Annotated in this window: 18 protein-coding genes and 1 tRNA gene; 10 read left to right on the top strand and 9 right to left on the bottom strand. The window is 57.8% G+C overall.

The annotated features are described in order from the left end of the window. The first annotated feature begins 33 nt into the window (after window positions 1–33). Window positions 34–1,572: an acetaldehyde dehydrogenase ExaC gene (exaC, locus tag AAIE02_RS13205; RefSeq protein WP_166878657.1), complete on the top strand. Its 1,539-nt coding sequence runs from the start codon at window positions 34–36 to the stop codon at window positions 1,570–1,572. A 254-nt stretch (window positions 1,573–1,826) separates the two neighbouring features. Here exaC and fdhD read toward each other — a convergent pair whose 3' ends face one another. Beyond that, complete coding sequence (gene fdhD / locus AAIE02_RS13210; protein WP_336818981.1) at window positions 1,827–2,651, bottom strand: formate dehydrogenase accessory sulfurtransferase FdhD; 825 nt, start codon at window positions 2,649–2,651, stop codon at window positions 1,827–1,829. A gap of 179 nt (window positions 2,652–2,830) precedes the next feature. Between fdhD and fdnG the strand changes: the two genes are divergently transcribed. From fdnG to fdhE, 4 genes are read left to right on the top strand one after another with little or no spacing between them, the layout of a single operon-like run. Next, window positions 2,831–5,881 carry a formate dehydrogenase-N subunit alpha gene (gene fdnG, locus AAIE02_RS13215; RefSeq protein WP_498532728.1) on the top strand — a complete coding sequence of 1,017 codons (3,051 nt, stop codon included), beginning with the start codon at window positions 2,831–2,833 and terminating at the stop codon, window positions 5,879–5,881. A 12-nt stretch (window positions 5,882–5,893) separates the two neighbouring features. Next, the gene (gene fdxH, locus AAIE02_RS13220; protein WP_008458719.1) at window positions 5,894–6,796 is read left to right on the top strand and encodes a formate dehydrogenase subunit beta; all 903 of its coding nucleotides are present in this window, start codon (window positions 5,894–5,896) and stop codon (window positions 6,794–6,796) included. After that, window positions 6,793–7,428, top strand: a complete 636-nt coding sequence (gene fdoI, locus AAIE02_RS13225; RefSeq protein ID WP_008458721.1) for a formate dehydrogenase cytochrome b556 subunit — start codon at window positions 6,793–6,795, stop codon at window positions 7,426–7,428. Before fdxH ends, fdoI begins: the two co-directional genes overlap by 4 nt. Continuing rightward, the gene (fdhE, locus tag AAIE02_RS13230; RefSeq protein ID WP_008458723.1) at window positions 7,425–8,354 is read left to right on the top strand and encodes a formate dehydrogenase accessory protein FdhE; all 930 of its coding nucleotides are present in this window, start codon (window positions 7,425–7,427) and stop codon (window positions 8,352–8,354) included. The genes fdoI and fdhE overlap by 4 nt, the downstream gene beginning before the upstream one ends. A gap of 51 nt (window positions 8,355–8,405) precedes the next feature. Here the strand turns inward: fdhE and AAIE02_RS13235 are convergent, their stop codons facing one another. Further along, on the bottom strand, window positions 8,406–8,627 hold the full coding sequence (locus AAIE02_RS13235; protein WP_166994781.1) for a YgdI/YgdR family lipoprotein: 222 nt from the start codon (window positions 8,625–8,627) through the stop codon (window positions 8,406–8,408). A 202-nt stretch (window positions 8,628–8,829) separates the two neighbouring features. Between AAIE02_RS13235 and AAIE02_RS13240 the strand changes: the two genes are divergently transcribed. From AAIE02_RS13240 to AAIE02_RS13250, 3 genes are all read left to right on the top strand, one after another. After that, window positions 8,830–9,165, top strand: coding sequence for a nuclear transport factor 2 family protein (locus AAIE02_RS13240; RefSeq protein WP_498532729.1), 336 nt, complete (start codon window positions 8,830–8,832; stop codon window positions 9,163–9,165). Window positions 9,166–9,248: 83 nt separating this feature from the next. Next, complete coding sequence (locus AAIE02_RS13245) at window positions 9,249–10,163, top strand: alpha/beta hydrolase (RefSeq protein WP_498532730.1); 915 nt, start codon at window positions 9,249–9,251, stop codon at window positions 10,161–10,163. A 128-nt stretch (window positions 10,164–10,291) separates the two neighbouring features. Next, window positions 10,292–10,386: transfer RNA gene (locus AAIE02_RS13250), tRNA-Sec, on the top strand. A gap of 421 nt (window positions 10,387–10,807) precedes the next feature. On the opposite strand, the gene idnR is transcribed toward AAIE02_RS13250, so the two are convergent. The 7 genes from idnR to AAIE02_RS13285 form a co-directional block, all read right to left on the bottom strand. After that, on the bottom strand, window positions 10,808–11,806 hold the full coding sequence (gene idnR, locus AAIE02_RS13255; RefSeq protein WP_498532731.1) for a DNA-binding transcriptional regulator IdnR: 999 nt from the start codon (window positions 11,804–11,806) through the stop codon (window positions 10,808–10,810). Window positions 11,807–11,871: 65 nt separating this feature from the next. Then, window positions 11,872–13,191, bottom strand: coding sequence for a gluconate:H+ symporter (locus AAIE02_RS13260; protein WP_498532732.1), 1,320 nt, complete (start codon window positions 13,189–13,191; stop codon window positions 11,872–11,874). Window positions 13,192–13,385: 194 nt separating this feature from the next. After that, window positions 13,386–14,150, bottom strand: a complete 765-nt coding sequence (gene idnO / locus AAIE02_RS13265; protein WP_008458735.1) for a gluconate 5-dehydrogenase — start codon at window positions 14,148–14,150, stop codon at window positions 13,386–13,388. Between the two features lie 24 nt (window positions 14,151–14,174). After that, window positions 14,175–15,206, bottom strand: a complete 1,032-nt coding sequence (gene idnD, locus AAIE02_RS13270) for an L-idonate 5-dehydrogenase (protein WP_498532733.1) — start codon at window positions 15,204–15,206, stop codon at window positions 14,175–14,177. 419 nt (window positions 15,207–15,625) lie between these two features. After that, complete coding sequence (locus AAIE02_RS13275) at window positions 15,626–16,306, bottom strand: HAD-IA family hydrolase (RefSeq protein ID WP_498532734.1); 681 nt, start codon at window positions 16,304–16,306, stop codon at window positions 15,626–15,628. 187 nt (window positions 16,307–16,493) lie between these two features. Further along, entirely contained in the window at window positions 16,494–17,105 is a 612-nt protein-coding gene (locus AAIE02_RS13280) for a hypothetical protein (protein ID WP_039288852.1), read from the bottom strand. A gap of 85 nt (window positions 17,106–17,190) precedes the next feature. Beyond that, complete coding sequence (locus tag AAIE02_RS13285) at window positions 17,191–18,084, bottom strand: LysR family transcriptional regulator (protein ID WP_498532735.1); 894 nt, start codon at window positions 18,082–18,084, stop codon at window positions 17,191–17,193. A gap of 114 nt (window positions 18,085–18,198) precedes the next feature. Here AAIE02_RS13285 and AAIE02_RS13290 point away from each other — a divergent pair, with 114 nt between their 5' ends. Further along, window positions 18,199–19,737, top strand: coding sequence for an MFS transporter (locus AAIE02_RS13290; protein ID WP_498532736.1), 1,539 nt, complete (start codon window positions 18,199–18,201; stop codon window positions 19,735–19,737). Then, window positions 19,727–20,509, top strand: a complete 783-nt coding sequence (locus tag AAIE02_RS13295) for a metallophosphoesterase family protein (protein ID WP_498532737.1) — start codon at window positions 19,727–19,729, stop codon at window positions 20,507–20,509. The genes AAIE02_RS13290 and AAIE02_RS13295 overlap by 11 nt, the downstream gene beginning before the upstream one ends. Window positions 20,510–20,574 lie beyond the last annotated feature (65 nt).

Genomic DNA, 20,574 nt, shown 5'->3' on the forward strand with positions numbered 1-20,574 from the left:
CCCTTGTGAGTGAACCATCACAAGGAGACGGCCATGACAAATAATCCTCCCGATACCCGTATTATTCCCGGCGAGTATGGTTTCCCGCTCAAACTTAAACCCCGTTACGACAACTACATCGGCGGCCAGTGGGTTGCCCCGGTTGGCGGCCAGTACTATGCAAACCTCACCCCGGTAACCGGCCAGCCGCTGTGCGAAATCGCCAGCTCCGGCAAGGCCGACATCGACCTGGCGCTGGATGCTGCCCACGCGGCTAAAAAGGGCTGGGGGCAGATGTCCGTGCAGGAGCGCGCGTCTATCCTGCTAAAAATTGCCGACCGCATGGAGCAAAACATTGAGCTGCTGGCGACGGCGGAAACCTGGGACAACGGCAAACCGATTCGCGAAACCAGCGCCGCCGACGTGCCGCTGGCTATCGACCACTTTCGCTACTTCGCCTCCTGCATTCGTGCCCAGGAAGGCGGCATCAGCGAGGTGGATAAAGACACCGTGGCCTATCACTTCCACGAACCGCTGGGCGTGGTGGCGCAGATTATCCCGTGGAACTTCCCACTGCTGATGGCGAGCTGGAAAATGGCCCCGGCGCTGGCGGCGGGCAACTGCATCGTACTGAAGCCCGCGCGGCTGACCCCGCTCTCCGTGCTGCTGCTGATGGAGCTGGTTGGCGACCTGCTGCCGCCGGGCGTGGTTAACGTGGTCAACGGCGCGGGCGGCGAAATAGGTGAATACCTGGCGACCTCCAAACGCATCGCTAAAGTGGCGTTTACCGGCTCCACCGAAGTCGGCCAGCAGATCATGCAGTACGCCACCCAGAACATTATCCCGGTCACGCTGGAGCTGGGCGGCAAATCCCCGAACATCTTCTTCGCCGACGTAATGGAAGAGGAAGACGCCTTCTTCGACAAGGCGCTGGAAGGCTTTGCGCTGTTCGCCTTCAACCAGGGCGAGGTCTGCACCTGCCCGAGCCGCGCGCTGGTGCAGGAGTCCATCTACGAACGTTTCATTGAACGCGCGATCCGCCGCGTAGAAGCCATTCGCTCCGGCAACCCGCTGGACAGCCGCACCCAGATGGGCGCGCAGGTGTCTCAGGGGCAGATGGAAACCATCCTCAACTACATCGACATCGGCAAGAAAGAAGGCGCGGATGTACTTACTGGCGGGCGCAGAAAAGCGCTGACGGGCGACCTGCAGGCGGGCTACTACCTTGAGCCGACCATCCTGTTCGGTAAAAACAACATGCGTGTGTTCCAGGAGGAAATTTTCGGGCCGGTGCTCGCCGTCACCACGTTTAAAACCGTGGAAGAGGCGCTGGAGCTGGCGAACGACACCGAATACGGCCTGGGCGCGGGCGTGTGGAGCCGCAACGGCAGCCTGGCGTATAAAATGGGGCGCGGCATTCAGGCCGGGCGCGTGTGGACCAACTGTTACCACGCCTACCCGGCGCACGCGGCGTTCGGGGGCTACAAACAGTCCGGGATTGGGCGCGAAACCCATAAGATGATGCTGGAGCATTATCAGCAGACGAAGTGCCTGCTGGTGAGCTATTCCGATAAGCCGCTGGGCCTGTTCTGAGGATTGACCCTCACCCTAACCCTCTCCCTGGCAGGGAGAGGGGACGAGTTAGCGTTGCCTGTTAGATATTTTCTCCTGGCTCGCCTGGGGAGAGGATTGCTTCACCTTCCACTTATTTCCTCCCTCGCTCCTATGGAGAGAGGATTGCTCCACCTTCCACTTATTTCCTCCCTCCTATGGAGCGAGGATTGCTCCACCTTTCACTTCTTTCCTCCCTCTCCCCTTTGGGGAGAGGGCCGGGGTGAGGGGAAAACCTAGCGCAGCCGCTCAGGATGCGTATAAACCGTTGCCCGCCCAGGCCGGTTAAAGCCCACCAGCGTGAGATTTGTCCGCTGCGCAACTTCAACCGCTAATGAGGTCGCCGCAGACACCGCGAACAGGATTTCAATGCCGCACATCGCGGCCTTCTGCACCATTTCATAGCTAGCCCGGCTCGACACCAGCGCAGCGCCGTTGTGCCACGGGTTACGGCTGCGAACGCCGAGCATTTTATCCAGCGCTACGTGGCGGCCAATATCTTCCCTTCCGTCGAGGATGTGGCCCTCTGGATCTAGCCAAAGTGCCGCATGGGTACAGCCGGTCAGCTCGCCGACGGGCTGGTAGTCACGCATTTTTTTCAGCGCCGCATCCAGGTTTTCCAGGGCAAAAGTCTGGGTAAACGGCAGCGGCGGAACCGGGCGGCCAATGTCGTTTAACTGCTCGACGCCGCAAACGCCGCAGCCGGTTCGCCCGGCCAGCGCTCGCCGGCGCTCTTTCAGCCCCATAAAGCGGCGGCTGGACAGCTCAATTTGCACTTCAATACCGTTGCAGGACGGCGACACATCCATCCCATAAATCTCCGCAGGGCTTTCAATGATGCCTTCGGACAGCGAAAACCCGAGGGCAAACGCTTCGAGGTCTTTAGGCGATGCCATCATCACAACGTGTGAAATGCCGTTGTAAACCAGCGCCACGGGCACTTCCTCCGCCAGCCAGTCGGTTTCTGCCACGGTGAGATTGCCCCGGTGCCAAAGATCAATCGTGCGCGCGCCGGTGATCTGCGCCACGGTTTCTTTTTCAGAGTAGCGAAATTTGTTCACTTAGTTTTAACCATTCGAGAACACCCTCAGGACCATTGTGGTATTCTACTTAATACCCCTTCCGGATGAAGGGAAGAAAGCCATCAAAATCTATACTGGTTCTAATTGTGAACCTTTGCGGGTTACCCCGCAAAATAAATCCTAAGCAATGTGAAATGTCGAAATGTAAGGAGCGATCCATGCAGGTCAGCAGAAGGCAGTTCTTTAAGATCTGCGCTGGCGGTATGGCAGGCACCACGGCAGCAGCACTGGGTTTTGCCCCCGGCGCTGCGCTAGCGGAAACCCGGCAGTACAAGCTGCTGCGCACCCGTGAAACCCGTAACACCTGCACATACTGCTCCGTGGGCTGTGGGCTATTGATGTATAGCCTCGGCGACGGCGCAAAAAACGCAAAAGCCTCAATTTTCCATATCGAAGGTGACCCGGACCACCCGGTAAACCGCGGCGCGCTGTGCCCGAAAGGGGCCGGTCTGGTGGACTTCATCCACTCCGAAAGCCGCCTGAAAACGCCTTCTTACCGCGCGCCAGGCTCCGATAAATGGCAGCCAATCAGCTGGGACGATGCCTTTAACCGCATCGCGAAGCTGATGAAAGAAGACCGCGACGCCAACTTCATCGAAAAGAACGATCAGGGCACCACAGTCAACCGCTGGCTCTCCACGGGGATGCTGTGCGCCTCCGCGTCCAGCAACGAAACCGGCTATTTAACCCAGAAATTTACCCGCGCCCTCGGCATGCTTGCCGTGGATAACCAGGCGCGTGTCTGACACGGACCAACGGTAGCAAGTCTTGCTCCAACATTTGGTCGCGGTGCGATGACCAACCACTGGGTTGATATCAAAAACGCCAACCTCATCGTGGTAATGGGTGGGAACGCGGCAGAAGCGCATCCGGTGGGATTCCGCTGGGCGATGGAAGCCAAAATTCACAATGGCGCGAAGCTGATTGTGATCGATCCTCGCTTTACGCGAACCGCTTCGGTGGCGGATTTCTACACGCCTATCCGTTCCGGGACCGACATTGCATTCCTGTCGGGCGTCCTGCTGTACCTGATAAACAACAACAAATTCAATCGCGAGTACGTCGAGTCTTACACCAACGCCAACCTGATTGTGCGTGAGGACTTCGGCTTCGACGACGGCCTGTTCACCGGCTACGACGCGGCAAACCGCAAGTACGACAAAACCACCTGGAACTACGAGCTGGATGAAGAAGGCTTCGCCAAACGCGACCTGACGCTTCAGCACCCGCGCTGCGTGTGGAACCTGCTGAAAGAGCATATTTCCCGCTACACGCCGGATGTGGTCACCAGCATCTGCGGTACGCCGAAGGAAGACTTCCTGAAGGTGTGCGAGTACATCGCCGAAACCAGCGTGGCGGACAAAACCGCATCATTCCTGTACGCCCTGGGCTGGACACAGCACTCCATCGGCGCGCAGAACATCCGCACCATGGCGATGATCCAGTTGCTGCTCGGCAACATGGGGATGGCGGGCGGCGGCGTTAACGCCCTGCGTGGCCACTCCAACATTCAGGGTCTGACCGACCTCGGCCTGCTTTCCACCAGCCTGCCGGGTTACATGAACCTGCCCAGCGAAAAACAGGTGGATATCGACAGCTATCTGGCGGCCAACACGCCGAAACCGCTGCTGAAAGGCCAGGTGAACTACTGGGGCAACTACCCGAAATTCTTCGTCTCGATGATGAAAGCCTTCTTTGGCGACAAAGCGACGAAAGAAAACAGCTGGGGCTACGACTGGTTGCCGAAGTGGGACAAAGGCTACGACGTGCTGCAGTACTTCGAGATGATGAGCCAGGGCAAGGTCAACGGCTATCTGTGCCAGGGCTTTAACCCGGTGGCCTCGTTCCCTAACAAGAACAAGGTCGTGGCCTCGCTGTCGAAGCTGAAGTTCCTGGTCACCATTGACCCGCTGAACACTGAAACCTCCAACTTCTGGCAGAACCACGGCGAGATGAACGACGTTGATCCGTCGCAAATCCAGACTGAGGTGTTCCGCCTGCCATCCACCTGCTTCGCGGAAGAGAACGGCTCCATCGTCAACTCTGGGCGCTGGCTGCAGTGGCACTGGAAGGGGGCAGATGCGCCAGGAGAAGCGCTGAACGACGGCGAGATCCTCTCCGGCATCTTCACCCGCCTGCGCCGCATGTACGAGCGCGACGGCGGCAAAGTGCCTGAGCAGGTGCTGAACATGACCTGGCAGTACCTGACCCCGGATAACCCGGCGCCGGAAGAAGTGGCTATGGAAAGCAACGGCAAGGCGCTGGCAGACCTGATTGACCCGGCCACCGGCGCGGTGCTGGTGAAAAAAGGGCAGCAGCTCAGCTCCTTTGCTCAGCTGCGCGACGACGGGACAACGTCCAGCGGCTGTTGGATCTTCGCCGGGAGCTGGACACCGGACGGCAACCAGATGGCACGCCGCGACAACGCCGACCCGTCAGGCCTGGGCAACACGCTCGGCTGGGCATGGGCGTGGCCGCTTAACCGCCGCATTCTGTATAACCGTGCTTCCGCCGATCCGTCGGGTAAACCGTGGGATGAAAAACGCCGCCTGATCTCCTGGGATGGCGCGAAATGGGGCGGCATCGACGTGCCGGACTACAGCACCGCCGCGCCGGACAGCGGCGTCGGGCCGTTTATCATGCAGCCGGAAGGGCTGGGTCGCCTGTTTGCCCTCGACAAGATGGCAGAAGGGCCGTTCCCGGAACACTACGAGCCGTTTGAAACGCCGCTGGGTACCAACCCGCTGCACCCGAACGTGGTCTCCAACCCGGCGGCACGCGTGTTTAAAGATGACCTGGAGGCGATGGGCACGCACGACAAGTTCCCGTATGTCGGCACCACCTATCGTCTGACGGAGCACTTCCACTACTGGACCAAGCACGCGCTGCTCAACGCCATCGCGCAGCCGGAGCAGTTTGTCGAGATTGGCGAGAAGCTGGCCAACAAGCTCGGCATCGCCCACGGCGACACGGTGAAGGTCTCCTCCAACCGCGGCTACATCAAGGCCAAAGCGGTGGTGACCAAGCGTATCCGCACGCTGGACGTTCATGGTCAGAAGGTAGATACCATCGGGATCCCGATTCACTGGGGTTACGAGGGCGTGGCGAAGAAAGGCTTTATCGCCAACACCCTGACGCCGTTTGTCGGGGATGCCAACACGCAAACGCCAGAGTTCAAGGCGTTCCTGGTCAACGTGGAAAAGGTGTAACGGAGACGAATTATGGCTTATCAATCTCAGGACATTATCCGTCGTTCCGCCACTAACGGCTTCACGCCCGCGCCTCAGGCGCGGGATCACCAGCAAGAGGTCGCCAAGCTTATCGACGTCACCACCTGCATCGGCTGTAAGGCCTGCCAGGTGGCGTGCTCGGAGTGGAACGACATCCGTGATGAAGTGGGGCACAACGTCGGGGTGTACGACAACCCGGCGGACCTGACCGCCAAATCCTGGACGGTGATGCGCTTCTCAGAAGTGGAGCAGAACGACAAACTGGAATGGCTGATCCGCAAAGACGGCTGTATGCACTGCGCGGATCCGGGCTGCCTGAAGGCGTGCCCGTCGGAAGGGGCTATTATTCAGTATGCCAACGGCATCGTCGACTTCCAGTCCGAACAGTGCATCGGCTGCGGCTATTGCATTGCGGGCTGCCCGTTCGACGTGCCGCGCCTGAACCCGGAGGACAACCGCGTCTACAAATGCACCCTGTGCGTAGACCGCGTCACCGTGGGCCAGGAGCCTGCATGCGTGAAAACCTGTCCGACCGGGGCGATTCATTTCGGCTCGAAAGAGGATATGAAGACCCTCGCCGGCGAGCGCGTGGCGGAACTGAAAACCCGTGGTTATGACAACGCAGGTTTGTACGATCCGGCAGGCGTTGGCGGGACGCACGTGATGTACGTGCTGCACCATGCGGACAAGCCGACGCTGTATCACGGCCTGCCGGAGAACCCGTCCATCAGCCCAACCGTGAAGTTCTGGAAAGGCGTCTGGAAACCGCTGGCCGCCATCGGCTTTGCGGCAACCTTCGCCGCCAGCGTCTTCCACTACGTTGGGGTCGGCCCGAACCGTGCCGATGAAGAGGACGATAATCTGCACCATGACGACGACGAGGTGCGTAAATGAAAAAGCAACCGACCATTCAGCGCTATAGCGCGCCGGAGCGCATCAACCACTGGATCACCGCCTTCTGCTTCGTGCTGGCGGCGGTGAGCGGACTGGGCTTTTTCTTCCCGTCCTTCAACTGGCTGATGGGCATTCTCGGCACGCCGCAGCTGGCGCGCATCCTCCACCCGTTCGTTGGGGTGGTAATGTTCGCCTCCTTCATCATCATGTTTTTCCGTTACTGGCACCACAACCTAATCAATCGGGATGATATCTTTTGGGCGAAGAATATTCGTAAGATCGTCGTCAACGAGGAAGTGGGAGACACCGGGCGCTATAACTTCGGCCAGAAATGCGTGTTCTGGGCGGCGATTATTTTCCTGGTGCTGTTGCTGGCGAGCGGCGTGATTATCTGGCGTCCTTACTTTGCGCCAGCCTTCCCAATTCCGGTTATTCGATTTGCGTTAATGCTGCATTCATTTGCCGCGGTAGCGTTAATTGTGGTTATCATGGTGCATATTTACGCCGCCCTTTGGGTAAAAGGCACCATCACCGCGATGGTGGAGGGCTGGGTTACCACGACGTGGGCGAAGAAACATCACCCGAAATGGTATCGCGAAGTCCGCCGGAAACAGGAAAAGTCATCTGAATGAGTATTCGCATAATCCCGCAAGATCAGCTGGAGAAGAGCGAGAAACGCACGGCGGAAGTGATTCCGCCGTTATTATTCCCCAGGCTCAAAAATCTCTACAACCGCCGTGCTGAACGCCTGCGCGAGCTGGCTGCCAGCAACCCGCTGGGCGACTATCTGCGCTTTGCCGCGCTGATTGCCCACGCGCAGGAAGTGGTGCTGTACGACCACCCCCTGGAGATGGATTTAACCGCCCTGATTGCCGAAGCAGCTAAAACCGGCAAGCCGCCGCTGGATATTCACGTCCTGCCGCGCGACCCGCACTGGCAGCGCCTGCTGCAGTCGCTGATTGCCGAGCTGAAGCCTGAGATGGACGGCCCGGCGTTAGCGGTGATTGAAAATCTTGAAAAGGCGTCTTCCCAGGAGCTGGAAGAGATGGCCACCGCGCTGTTCAACGCCGACTTCGCGCTCGTCAGCAGCGACAAGGCACCGTTTATCTGGGCTGCGCTGTCGCTCTACTGGGCGCAAATGGCGACGCTTATCCCCGGCAAAGCCAAAGCCGAATATGGCGAACAGCGCCAGTTCTGCCCGGTTTGCGGCTCGATTCCGGTTTCCAGCATGGTGCACATCGGCACCACTAACGGCCTGCGTTATTTGCATTGCAATCTATGCGAAACCGAATGGCACGTGGTGCGCGTGAAGTGCAGCAACTGCGAGCAGACCCGCGACTTAAACTACTGGTCGCTGGACAGCGAACAGGCGGCGATCAAAGCCGAAAGCTGCGGCGACTGCGGCACCTACCTGAAAATTCTGTATCAGGAAAAGGACCCGAAAGTGGAAGCCGTCGCCGACGATCTGGCCTCGCTGGTGCTTGACGCCCGCATGGAGCAGGAAGGCTTCGCCCGCAGCAGCATCAACCCGTTCTTATTCCCTGGCGAAGGGGAATAAAACTGCCCTACCGGCCAGCTTGCGCTGGCCGGTAGTTTTCTTTTCTAACGATCAGCCGCGCTTAATCAACTGGGTAATTTGATCGTTTTGGATCTGATGCTCCACGCCCTGCGCGTCATAGTAGCGCGTCAGTCCGGTTTGCTTATCCACCTCTGGTTTACCTTTGGTGACGATCATTTCCCCGTTTTTGGTCGCCATTACGTAGCTGCTGGAGCAGGCCACAACCGAGAACGCCACCACGCCAACCAACATCATCCCGAAAAGTTTTTTCATTTTTGCCAACCCTTTATTGTTTTAGACACAGGATTGTAACGGGATGAAATGCAACCGGTTGTTAATGTGTATTGCGAAGAGAGACAGGGTTTAGCCACGGCACCATTCCTTTCGTTGGACATTTTCCATCGGGCAAGAGACGCTGTCCCGGCACACAACCATATTTTGGCAGCCCGCCAGTTTCTCTTATCAGGATACTTTTATGTCAGTCACAGACCCCGTCATACGCCAGTTCGAGGCGTACAATGCCCACGACCTCGACGCCTTTACAGCCTGCTTTAGCGCAGATTTCACCGCCTATCGCCCGCCAGCCGTAACGCCTTCTCTGGCAGGACGCGATGCCCTGTATGCTTTCTACAAAGATCACCGCTTCAATAACCCGGCCCTGCGAGCAGAAATCATTTCCCGCACCGCAATGGGCAACAAGGTGTTCGACCATGAGAAGATCCACGGCCTGAGCGATGAACCCATTGAAAGTATGGCCGTTTTCGAAGTGGAAAATGGGCTGATAAAAACGGCATGGTTCTTTTTTGGCTGAACCCTGCCCGCCATAAATGATGGGTTTACCTGGCCAGTTTGTCGGCATAGGATATGGATATTCATCCAGTAAAAGGACGTATTATGGCCCTCGAACCCGCTATTGCCCGGCTGGTGAATGACTTTATTGCCGCCGGTCGCCCCTCTTCCCGCCAGCAAAGTTTTGCCGAACGGCGGGCAGGCTATATCGCCAGTACCGTGCTGGCCGGTGAAACGGAAACCAGAGTCCAGGTGGAAGATATTTCACTGGAGGGAATGCCGTTACGGGTCGTTTCCCCACTCGACGCCAGTGGAACACTGCCGACGGTGATTTATTATCACGGCGGCTGCTTTGTCAGCGGCGGGTTTGCCACTCACGATAATCAGCTCCGCCAGTTAGCTTTTCACGGCGGATGCCGGGTCATTGCCGCGCAGTATCGCCTGGCCCCAGAACACACTTACCCTGCCGCCCATGATGATGCCGAACGTGCTGCCATATTAATCAGGCACCACGCCATGAATTTAGGCGTCGATAGTGAGCGTATCACGCTTGCCGGAGACAGCGCGGGTGGGCATATCGCCCTGGTAACCGCCCTGCGTCTGAAAGCCGCCAAGGAATGGCTCCCGGCTAGCCTGATGCTGATTTATCCGATGCTCGACGCCAGCGCTCAGCAGCCAAGCTACCAGCAGAACGGCGAAGACTACATTATCACCCGCGACACGCTGCTCAGCGGCTTTGAAGCTTATTTCCCTGGAACGGATGTGATGCATCCGGAAGCCAGCCCGCTGTGGCGCGAAGATTTTGCCGGGCTGCCACCGGTGCATATCCTCACCGCCGAATACGATCCGCTGCGCGATGAGGGCGAATTACTTTATTCCCAGCTTATAGAACAAGGTGTTACGGCAAGCTGCCAGCGCTATCTGGGCGTGATCCACGGTTTCTTTCAGCTGGGCGGCATCAGCCAGACAGCAAGAGAGGCCATGAGAGACATAGCCTGGCGAACCGCGTCAACGGAGTGATTCCCAGGTCGTTAGACTGATTTAGCAAATAATTTCACTTTAGGCGCAGGATATATTCTTACTGACCCATTGGGCAGCAGCATGAAACCCGGTATACTGCGCCCGCCTCCATGTAGCAATGCAGGCGCGGAAGGTCGTCGTCTCCGGTGAGGCGGCTGGACTTCAACTCCAGTTGGTGCCGCCAGCGGCGCCGGGCAGGTTCGACTCCTGTGACTTTCCGCCAAGTTTAAAATATCAAAAACATCTAAATAAAATAATTGGTTGAGAATATTAAAATATTTCCACCAAAGCACATTAATGTTTTAGCGTGCCATCTACTTCATGCAACATTCCAAAAATTCGTAATAATCCTTATTAGCTTTCAGCGCGATACAAATCTTATACATCCATAGATGATGCTGGCCACTTTCAGGTACGGAAATATTGCAGCTCTCTGTTAATCCCGATGTTTAATCTTCTGATCGACAGCCTGCAAGCGCCCCGCTTTGTCCGCGCAGATTCAGGTCTGGCAACGATCGATAGCCAGTCCGGAAATAATATTCACTAGCCCCTCACCCGACCCTCTTCCTAAAAGGGAGAGGGGAAAAATACGCGGCGTCATCAACGCCGTGTTCCCTTCCTGGCAGCTGCCTCACAAAACCCGCTCACAGCGTCTGCCCGTGATAAATCTGGTAGCCCAAATCAATGGTGTTGTGGTTGAGATCTTCATTGCCGATCTTATCCAGCAGCATTCTGGCCGCCACCCGGCCAATGTCGAAGCGGGGGGTGATCACACTTGCCAGGCTGGGGATCATCTGGCGCCCCATCTCCAGCCCGTGAAAACCGGCGATCGAGATCTGTTCCGGGACAAGCAGGCCCCGCTCGCGGCAGAGCAGCAGGGCGCCCATCGCAATATCGTCGTTAGTGCAGAAGACTCCGTCCAGGTCAGGGTAAGCGGCCAGAGCGTCGCGCATCAGCTGCATACCCAGATGGATGGATGAAATGGCTTTCGGGTTGATACGCTGCGGCTCCAGGCCGCGCTGCGTCATGGCGTCGCAGTAGCCGCGAAAGCGCTGCTCGTCGCGCACGTCATCTTTTGAACCGAGGTAGACGATCCTGCGCCGCTGCCGCTTGTCCAGCATGGTGCCAACCATGTCTAACGCGGCCTGGCGGTTATCAAACCCCACTTCCATATCCAGCCGGTCGCCCTGAATATCCATCAGTTCCACAACCGGGATGGCAGCGGACCGCAAAAACTTCACGGTGCGGAAGGTGTGGTACTTCTCGCAGAGAATAATGCCGTCGATGTTGTAGGAGAGCAGGTTAATCACCGACTCCTCTTCCGACTCGCGGTTGTAGTTATAGTTGGCGATCAGGGTCTGGTAATTCTGCCCGGACGTGACGGACTCAATGCCGGCGAGAATGTCGGCGAAGAGCTGGTTTTGAAAAGAAGGAATCAGCACTCCCAGCGTATAGCTGCGGGCATTCAGCAGCATACCGGGGGCACGATTGGGCACGTAATCAATCTCTTCCATGATTCGGGCGATACGCAGCCCGGTTTCTTTTGCAACCTTTTTAGGCGAACGGATGTAGCGGCTGACGGTCATCTTCGTCACGCCAGCCAGCGTGGCGATATCCTGCAAAGAAATGCGGTGGTTTCTCATCGGCCCTCTCAATACCGGGGCGCAGCGCGCGCACCCGGTGGCCTGTCGGCGAGTCATACAACGATTTAATGCAAAACGGCATTTATCGTCAATACGCCCAGCAGCCCCATGACTGAGATCAGCGTTTCCATCACGGTCCAGGTACGCAGCGTTTCCCCCACGCTGAGGTTAAAGTAACCCTTAAACAGCCAGAATCCCGGATCGTTAACGTGAGAGGCGATCACGCTCCCCGCCCCGGTCGCCAGCACCATCAGGGCCGGGTCGGCGTGGGTCACGCTGATGATAGGCAGCACCACGCCTGCGGTAGTGATCGCCGCGACGGTCGCCGAACCCAGCGCAATACGCAGCAGTGCCGCCACCGTCCAGCACATCAGCAGCGGCGAGAGCGGCGCACCGTTCATCAGGTGCGCGATGTACTGCCCTACGCCGCTGTCGACCAGCACCTGCTTAAAGGCGCCGCCACCGGCGATGATAAACACGATCATCGCGATAGCGCCGATAGAGTCCCCGGCGATGTTCATCACCTGCTCCATGCTTCGCCCTTTGCGCCAGCCGAGGGTAAAGGTGGCGATAGTCAGGGCAATAAACAGCGCGACCGCCGGGTTACCAATAAAGTCGAGGAAAGATCTGAGCCCACTTTTTTCAGGCAGCACCACGTTACAAAGCGCGGCAATGGCCATCAGCAGCACGGGGGTGATGGACACCAGCAGGCTGTTCCAGAACGAAGGCATTTCCGCCTCGCTGAACACCCGCGAGCTGAACAGACCTTCCGGCGGCTTCTTTTCAAACCGGGTTAACAAACGGGAGAACAGCGGTCCGGCAACGATAATCGTCGGCAGGCTGATAATCAGCCCGTATAGCAGGGTGGTACCGAGATTGGCGTTATACATGGTGGCAATCGCGGTCGGCCCCGGGTGCGGCGGCAGGAAGCAGTGCGTGACCGACAGCGCGGCCACCATCGGTACCCCCACATACAGCAGCGGCAGGCCGGACGAGGCGACAACGGTGAACACCAGCGGCAAAAGCAGCACAAAGCCGACCTCAAAGAACATCGCCATCCCAACCACCAGCCCGGCAATCATCAGCGCCCACTGTACGCGCTTCGCGCCGAAGGCTTCGATCAGGGTAGTGGCGATGCGCTGCGCCGCCCCGGTATCCGAAATCAGCTTCCCGAGCATCGCCCCAAAGCCAAGGATCATCGCCAGCCCGCCGAGGGTGCCGCCAATCCCGTTTTGAATGGAGTGCAGAATCGCCTGGGGATCCATTCCCTCCGCAAACCCAACCACCGCCGCCACCAGAACCAGCGCGATAAAGCCGTTCACTTTAAAACCGATCATCAGGACCAGCAGCAGGGCGACGCCTGCGGCAATAATAAGTAATGGCATACGCTTATCTCTTATCAGTGCAAAAAAAGCAGCGCGAAGCGCTGCAGGTTAGTGGTCAGGTCGGGCAGTCAGCGCGTTTAAAAAAGCTGAAAACCAATCGCTTGATTTTCAGCTTTCTGCGGCGAGAGAAGGCCCATGCTCTCCACCTTTTATTCGGTCTACCCGCCTTCACTTTTCGGCAGGCACTCGCGCCGTTAAACGGCGGCCAGCATGCCGCCATCAACAAACAACAGGTGCCCGTTAACGAAATCTGAAGCTTTTGAAGAGAGGAACACCGCGGCGCCAATCAGCTCCTGCGGATCACCCCAGCGTGCGGCGGGCGTCCGTTTGCACAGCCAGCCGCTGAACGCTTCGTCATTCACCAGCGCCTGAGTCATTTCCGTTTTGAAGTAGCCGGGGGCGATGCCGTTGACCTGAATGTTGTGGCGGGCCAGCTCAACGCACATGCCCCGGGTCAGCATCTTCACCGCGCCTTTCGAGGCGGCGTAAGGCGTGATCGTGTCGCGCCCCAGCTCACTCTGCATGGAGCAGATATTGATCACCTTCCCGGCCTGGCGCGCCACCATCCGGCGGGTCACCGCCTGCGAAACCAGGAAAACGCCGGTCTGGTTCACCGCAATCACATCATTCCAGTCCTGCTCGGGGAACTCGGTAAAAGGATGGCGGCGCTGAATTCCGGCGTTGTTCACCAGCACATCAATCGGGCCCACTTCCTGCTCAATGCGCTCCACAGCCGCATCGACATCTTGTTTCTGCGTCACGTCGAACGGGGCGCCCACGGCGCGGATCCCTTCGTCCCGCAGCTTTTGCACCGCAGCCTCGACCTTAGCTGGCGTGCTGGCGTTGACGACAATCTGCGCCCCGTACTGACCCAGCCCGGTAGCCATCAGGTACCCGAGCCCCTGCGCAGAGCCGGTAATCAGGATGTTCTTGCCTTTCAGTGAAAAAAGATCGTTCATTGCCTTAATCCTTATTAACAGGCCTCAGAAAACCAGCTGAACTTTCGCGGCCTGGGTTTTATCCCCGGCAAAGATCAGCGCCTGCTCCAGGTCGGTAAAGGCATACTCTGCGCTCAGCAACGGCAGCGGGTTAATCACCTTGTTAGCCAGCCAGGAAACGGCCGTATTGAACTCCGTGGTGAAGCGGAAAGAGCCTTTCAGCGAAATCTCTTTGGCGATGAGCATCATCATGGGGAATTCCGGCACTGCGCCGCCCATTCCTACCTGCACCATGGTGCCTTTGGCGCGGGTCACTTCCAGGCAGGTGGTTACTGACGAAGGGTGACCGGAGGCTTCAAAGCTGATATCGAAGTAGCCTTTTTCCTCTTTCCTGCCGTCCAGGCTATCGTGCAGCGGGTTCACCAGCGTGTCGGCGCCCATCTGCGCGGCCAGCGAAAGCGAGCGCGGGCTGACATCGGCGCAGACAATTTCTGCCGCTCCCAGCGTTTTTACCGCGCTGGCGATCAGGCAGCCAATCGGCCCTACGCCGGAGATAAACACGCGCTTGCCCTGCAGATCTCCCGCCTCGTGCGCGGCGTGGATGGCCACCGCCAGCGGCTCGGCAAACACCATCACTTTTTCATCCGCTTCAGCGGGATAGGGAACGCACTGCGCGCTGTCGACGGTTTTAAACCGGGTAAAGCCGCCGTCAACGTGTGGGAAGTACATTGCGCTGCCGAAGAAGCGCATGGTTGTGCATTGATTTTCTTCCTGGCTAAGGCAATATTTACAATGGCCACAAGGTTTGGATGGATTAATAGCGACCGTCTGTCCTTCATGTAATTCAGGAGAATCGGTATGCACTACCGTGCCAATAACTTCATGGCCTAAAATCATTGGGGCTTTTACGGCAAAGTTGCCGACCTTCCCTTCCTGATAATAATGCAAATCGGACCCGCAAATGCCTCCCCGGGAAATCTTCAGCAACGTCCCTTTATTATTCCACTCAATTTCCTGATGGCTAACGGAAACGGTTTGCTTGCCTGAGATCACACAGGATTCAGTGTTAATTTTCATCAATACCTCAATAGTCAGCGGGTAAAACTCAGCGCTATTTAAAGGCTTTTACCTGCCCATAATTGTGATGAAAATCACACTTAAAGGCTGTTACAGAAGGATGTTACGCATAACGTGACGCACCTTTTAGTTCTTAGCGGTTGGCGCCAGGGATGGGGCGATGTAATGCGGAAAATAAAAAAATAGCTTCTGAGGATTCTGGTAAATAAATAAAAAACATCAAAAACCTTTAAAAGAAAAATACATGAACGTTCTGCAAATCAAATATTAGCCATCATGAAAAGTATGAATTATTTATTTACAAAGTAGAGTAATATTTTTAATTACCCATGAGAATGAAAGAGATAACCCGGCACTCATCGGCCGGGAATCTGTCAATCACCTTGAATAGGCTCTGCCACAAAAGAGAGCCTGAATAATTAGCTTAGCTGCAAGAGAATACCCGAGCCGTCGGCCTCAACTCGCAGGGCATCGTAATTTTCCGCGCCGGTATAACGAGAGAGCTCCCCGGCGTGGTGAGCGTTGGTGCCGGAAATGACAAAGATTTTTGCGCCTGCCGCTTCACCGGCTTGTACACCCGCCAGGGCATCCTCAAACACCAGGCAGTCGGCCGCGTTTACGCCCAATTTTTCCGCCGCCAGCAGGTAGCCCTCCGGGGCGGGCTTACCGAGACGGACGTCTTCCGCCGCAATAATAACTTTGGGTTCAGGCAAACCGGCGGCCTGAATGCGGCGCAGCGCCAGCGCTTTTGGGGCGGAAGTAACAATGGCCCAGCGATCCATCGGCAGCGCCTGCAAAAACTCTCGCGCGCCGCCGATGGCTTCCACGCCATTCACATCGGCGATTTCAGCTTCGGTAATCCGCTGTGCTTCGGCTTCGGCATCCACGCCCGGTAGATTCTGGCGGGCAATCGTCTCCACCGCGCGCACGCCGTGAATGGTGGGCAGGAAAGCTACCGGATCGATGCCGTGACGCACGGCCCACTCACCCCAGATGCGTTCTGCCACGCGAATGGAGGTCAGAATGGTGCCGTCCATATCAAAGAAGAAGGCCGCAAAGCGCTGGCCGTTAAAAAGTATATCGCCCGTTTGTGCTGTCAATGACGTGCTCTCCACAGGAGTCTGATGGTCTGCGGAGCATCATACATGGGCGTTATTTATTGTTCACCTGGGCAACCACCTTCTCCCTAAAAGGGAGAAGGGAAATACCGATCAACGATTCAACCTGTAAAGCTTACTGGCAGGTCCTCTGTATAGAGGTCGGCACTGTTCTGATAATCACCACAAATTACATCGGCGGCGTCAGCCCGTTAACCCCGGCGGAAATTCCGCGCGCGACGGCCTGGCCTTTGTCATCTTTGGTGGCAAACAGCACCACTTTCGCGCCCGGCTTCAGCACGGATTTGTCGGCGGGGCTGATCAGCACCACCGGCACGTCGTCCGGCACCTGCACGGTTTTCTGCTGGCCGTGGAATTTCACCGTCATCGTGCGCCCGTGGCTGTTCACGAGGGTGCCGACCGTGCCGTTGGTCATGGTGTTCACCTGGCCGTTGGCGGATTCAAACGGATTAAACCCTTCCCCGGAACCGCGCAGGCTCGGGGCAAAAACGTGTACCTCCAGCGCCTTCAGCGTGCCATCCGCCTGCGGCACGGCGGCGGTGCCGATGAAGCTGTCGGGCTTGATGTCGCTCATCTTCGCTTCGCTCACGCCGTTGATTCGGGTTTTGTCCGTCAGGCCAACGGAAAGCTTTTCCCCCTGACGGGTGGTGATTTGCAGCGAGGAATCATTGACCGCATCAATGGTGCCGCGCACCGGGGTAATGACATTGTCCGCCGCCGCAGCGCCCACGCTCAGCAGCAGGAGGCTTAAGGCCGGGATAAACAAACGTGGCTTGATCATGCTTTCTCCAGGATTCAGGTCAGGGTAAGGACTGCTCTGGATCAAGATTAACCGCCAAATGAATTCCGGGGGTGAAAGAGTGTGTTCAAACGTTTCCTGACCCACCCGAAACGTGCTCTTTTGCGAAGCGAATAAGGCGTTTAATCAGCGGCGTGCGCTCCCGCTTGCGGTACAGCATCCAGATAGCCGAAGGGATTTCTGCCCCGGCAATCGGGCGATAGACCACGTCCGGCACGCCGATGGTTTTCGCCATGATCTCCGGGATAACCGCGATGCCGTTGCCCAGCGCGATATGCGCCAGCACTTCGGTCAGCGTGCTGGAGCGGATGGCATCGTTGAGCACAAATCCCCCGCGGCGGGCGACTTCATGCGAGCCGGATGTCTGCTCCGGCAGAATAAAGCTTTCCCCGGCCAGAGCGGCAGGGTCGATAGCTTCCGTGCCGGAAGCCAGACGATGGCAAGCGGGGAGCGCCAGGCAAAAACAGTCGCTTTGCACCAACAGGTGCCCGACTTCTGACGGCAGCGCGACCGGGGCGCGCACAAACCCAACGTCGATTTTGCCCTCCACCAGCGCCGCCGCCATGCTGTCCATCAGCACTTCTCGCGCACCAAGCGAGATATCCGGATATCTCCCCCGAAACGCCCCCATCACCGAGCTAAGCGTCCCCGACCAAAGCGAAGACGCCACGTAGCCGACGCGAATGTAGCCCTGCTCGCCGCGTGCAGCGCTAAGCACACGCTCACGCGTCAGCTCAGCCTGCCGCAGAGTGGCTTCGGCTTCTTCGCGGAAAATCTCCCCGGCCTGGGTGAGCTGTACGCGCCTTTTGGTGCGTAAAAAGAGCGGAGTGCCAAACTCCCGCTCAAGCTGACTGATTTGCACCGACAGCGTCGGCGTGGAGATGTTCAGCGTTTCCGCCGCCGCGCCAAAATGGAGCGTTCGGGCAACTTCGAGAAAATAACGCAGATGGCGAAGCTCCATGTTTACTCCTGATTATTAGGTATTAACTAATAATAATGCCGAACTTGAAAATTGAATACCGCGCCCCGGATCGCGAAGCTTAAGGCGTGTTCTTCCCGCGTTTTCGGAGCTTTTATGTCTACTGTGCTGGCCGCGCCCGTGGCCAAAAACGACACCACCGTGCTGCTGGTTGCTTCCATGGGCTGCGCGATGACGGTCATCGACACAAATATCGTTGGCGTCGTGTTGCCGACCATCGCCCGCGGGCTGGACGCCACGTTTGCCGATATGGAGTGGGTGATCGGCGCCTACGTGCTGTGCTTCTCTTCCCTTTTGCTGCCCGCCGGTTCGCTGGCGGACCGCTTCGGCAGACGGCGGATTTTTTTATTCGGTATCGCCCTGTTTGCCCTGGCGTCCCTTGCCTGCGGAGCGGCCACCACCATCCTGATGCTGAATATTGCCCGCGCACTGCAGGGCGTAGGCTCGGCGTTCTTGCTGGCACCCGCGCTGGCGATCATCGGCCATACCTTCCGCGAACCTCAGGCACGGGGCCGGGCGTGGGCCATATGGGGCGGCATGATGGGCATCACCATGGTGCTTGCGCCTTTGGCCGGCGGCATCATCAGCGCCTATTTCGGCTGGCGCTGGGCGTTCTACATCAACATCCCCATCTGCCTGCTGCTGGCGATGGCGGTGCTGCGCACCATCGAAGAGTCCCGCAATCCTGCCGCCGGTAAGCCGGATGTACACGGCATTTCGCTGTTTATCGCCGCCATGTTTTCTCTCACCTGGGCGCTGATCCTCGCCCCGGAGCACGGCTGGAGCAGTCCCGAAGTGATGGGGCGCTTTATCGCTTCGGCGTGGTTCTTTCTGTTCTTTGCGCTGGTCGAACGTTACAAAGCCCAGCCAATGCTCGATCTCCGCCTGTTCCGCTCGCTGCCGTTTATTGGCGCAGTGCTGTCCATGTTTACCTATGCGGCTACGGCGCAGGTAATGACCTCACTGCTGCCGCTGATGCTGCAAAACGTCGAGGGGAAAACCGCCCTGGCGTCCGGGGTGGGTATGCTGCCGTTTGCGCTCGCCATGCTGTTCTTCCCGATGGTGGCCCGCTGGATGGCACAGCGCATGGCCGCCCGCTGGATCTTAGCCGCCGGATTAGGGCTGGTTGGCGTCGGCAACCTGATTATCGCTGGCGGCGTGCTGGCGCAGTGGCCCTGGCTGGTTATCACCGGTATGGCCGTGCTGGGCAGCGGCGGCGGTATTCTTAACGGCGAAACGCAGAAGGCAATTATGGGCACCGTGCCTCACGAAAGGGCGGGCATGGCTTCGGGGATCAGCACCACGGCGCGCTTCTCCGGCATTCTGCAAGGTTTTGCGCTGCTGGGGGCCATTCTGGCCGGGCATACGCGTCACGTGCTGACCTCAACGATACAGGCTAGCAACCTGCCGGTACGGGATGATTTTATTACTCAGGTTGTGGCCGGAGATGTGCAACGCGCCCTTGCACTGTGGCCGGAGAAACAGGCTCAGACGCTAAGCTCGCTGATCCGCCACAGCTACGCCTGCGGCTTCTCGCTGATGCTGGTTTGCGCCGCGCTGTTCGCTTTCTTCATTGCTCTGGTTGTCGTTTTCACCGTGCGGGATCGCGCCGGGAGTCAGCCCAATGAACGCTAAAGAGATTGATTTCCAGTTTGCGATTTTCAGCGATATTCACGCCAATTTACCGGCACTTGAGGCCGTTTTGCAGGACATTGACCGCCACCACATCAACCAAATTTGGTGCCTGGGCGATCTGGTGGATTTTGCGCCGTGGCCTAATGAAGTGATAAACCTGATTCGCAGCCGCAACATTCCGGTGGTGATGGGCAACCACGACCGCCGCGTAGCAATGGACGAGCTGGTCACGCCGCTGGCTAAGCACTCCGTCCATGAACAACAAGCCCGTGAACAGGCGATTACCTTGAGCAAACGCACGCTGACGGAGGAGAACCGCCGCTGGCTCAGCGCCCTGCCCCGGTCGAGAGCGTTTTACGCCGGGCCGCTCAGAATTCTGCTGGTCCACGCCAGCCCGGATTCTCTGTCCGAGTATGTGCATCGCCAGTTCTCCTGCAGCCAACTGATGAAGTGGCAAACCACGCATCAGTTCGATGTGATGGTTTCCGGGCATACGCACTACGCGGATATTCGCGAATTAGCCCGCAGCGATGGCCGCAGACTAATCGTCGCCAATACCGGTGCCGTCGGGCGAATCAAACCCGGCGAGCCGCAGGCCACCTGGCTGAGAGGGCACTACCGTCACGGGAAGCTAAAACTGGCGGTTCAAACGGTAAATTATGACGTCGCCGCCGTGGCCCAGGCGATTAAAGACAGCCCGGTGCCTGACTTTTACGCGGAGGAGCTGTATCAACACGGCATGGCCTGTTCACGGGCGCTGTCGGTATTCTGAGCGGCTCACTATTTCGTGATAAGCTGCGCAATATTGGCGACAGATAACGCACATCAATATGTCGA

The sequence above is a fragment of the Cedecea sp. Ae19-4 genome, assembly GCF_059801165.1.

Bases quoted from the DNA above. Each gene is read 5' to 3' on its own strand.
- exaC (WP_166878657.1), top strand. From the start codon at position 34: ATGACAAATAATCCTCCCGATACCCGTATTATTCCCGGCGAGTATGGT.
- fdxH (WP_008458719.1), top strand. From the start codon at position 5,894: ATGGCTTATCAATCTCAGGACATTATCCGTCGTTCCGCCACTAACGGC.
- fdoI (WP_008458721.1), top strand. From the start codon at position 6,793: ATGAAAAAGCAACCGACCATTCAGCGCTATAGCGCGCCGGAGCGCATC.
- fdhE (WP_008458723.1), top strand. From the start codon at position 7,425: ATGAGTATTCGCATAATCCCGCAAGATCAGCTGGAGAAGAGCGAGAAA.
- AAIE02_RS13235 (WP_166994781.1), bottom strand. From the start codon at position 8,627: ATGAAAAAACTTTTCGGGATGATGTTGGTTGGCGTGGTGGCGTTCTCG.
- AAIE02_RS13240 (WP_498532729.1), top strand. From the start codon at position 8,830: ATGTCAGTCACAGACCCCGTCATACGCCAGTTCGAGGCGTACAATGCC.
- AAIE02_RS13245 (WP_498532730.1), top strand. From the start codon at position 9,249: ATGGCCCTCGAACCCGCTATTGCCCGGCTGGTGAATGACTTTATTGCC.
- idnR (WP_498532731.1), bottom strand. From the start codon at position 11,806: ATGAGAAACCACCGCATTTCTTTGCAGGATATCGCCACGCTGGCTGGC.
- AAIE02_RS13260 (WP_498532732.1), bottom strand. From the start codon at position 13,191: ATGCCATTACTTATTATTGCCGCAGGCGTCGCCCTGCTGCTGGTCCTG.
- idnO (WP_008458735.1), bottom strand. From the start codon at position 14,150: ATGAACGATCTTTTTTCACTGAAAGGCAAGAACATCCTGATTACCGGC.
- idnD (WP_498532733.1), bottom strand. From the start codon at position 15,206: ATGAAAATTAACACTGAATCCTGTGTGATCTCAGGCAAGCAAACCGTT.
- AAIE02_RS13280 (WP_039288852.1), bottom strand. From the start codon at position 17,105: ATGATCAAGCCACGTTTGTTTATCCCGGCCTTAAGCCTCCTGCTGCTG.
- AAIE02_RS13285 (WP_498532735.1), bottom strand. From the start codon at position 18,084: ATGGAGCTTCGCCATCTGCGTTATTTTCTCGAAGTTGCCCGAACGCTC.
- AAIE02_RS13290 (WP_498532736.1), top strand. From the start codon at position 18,199: ATGTCTACTGTGCTGGCCGCGCCCGTGGCCAAAAACGACACCACCGTG.
- AAIE02_RS13295 (WP_498532737.1), top strand. From the start codon at position 19,727: ATGAACGCTAAAGAGATTGATTTCCAGTTTGCGATTTTCAGCGATATT.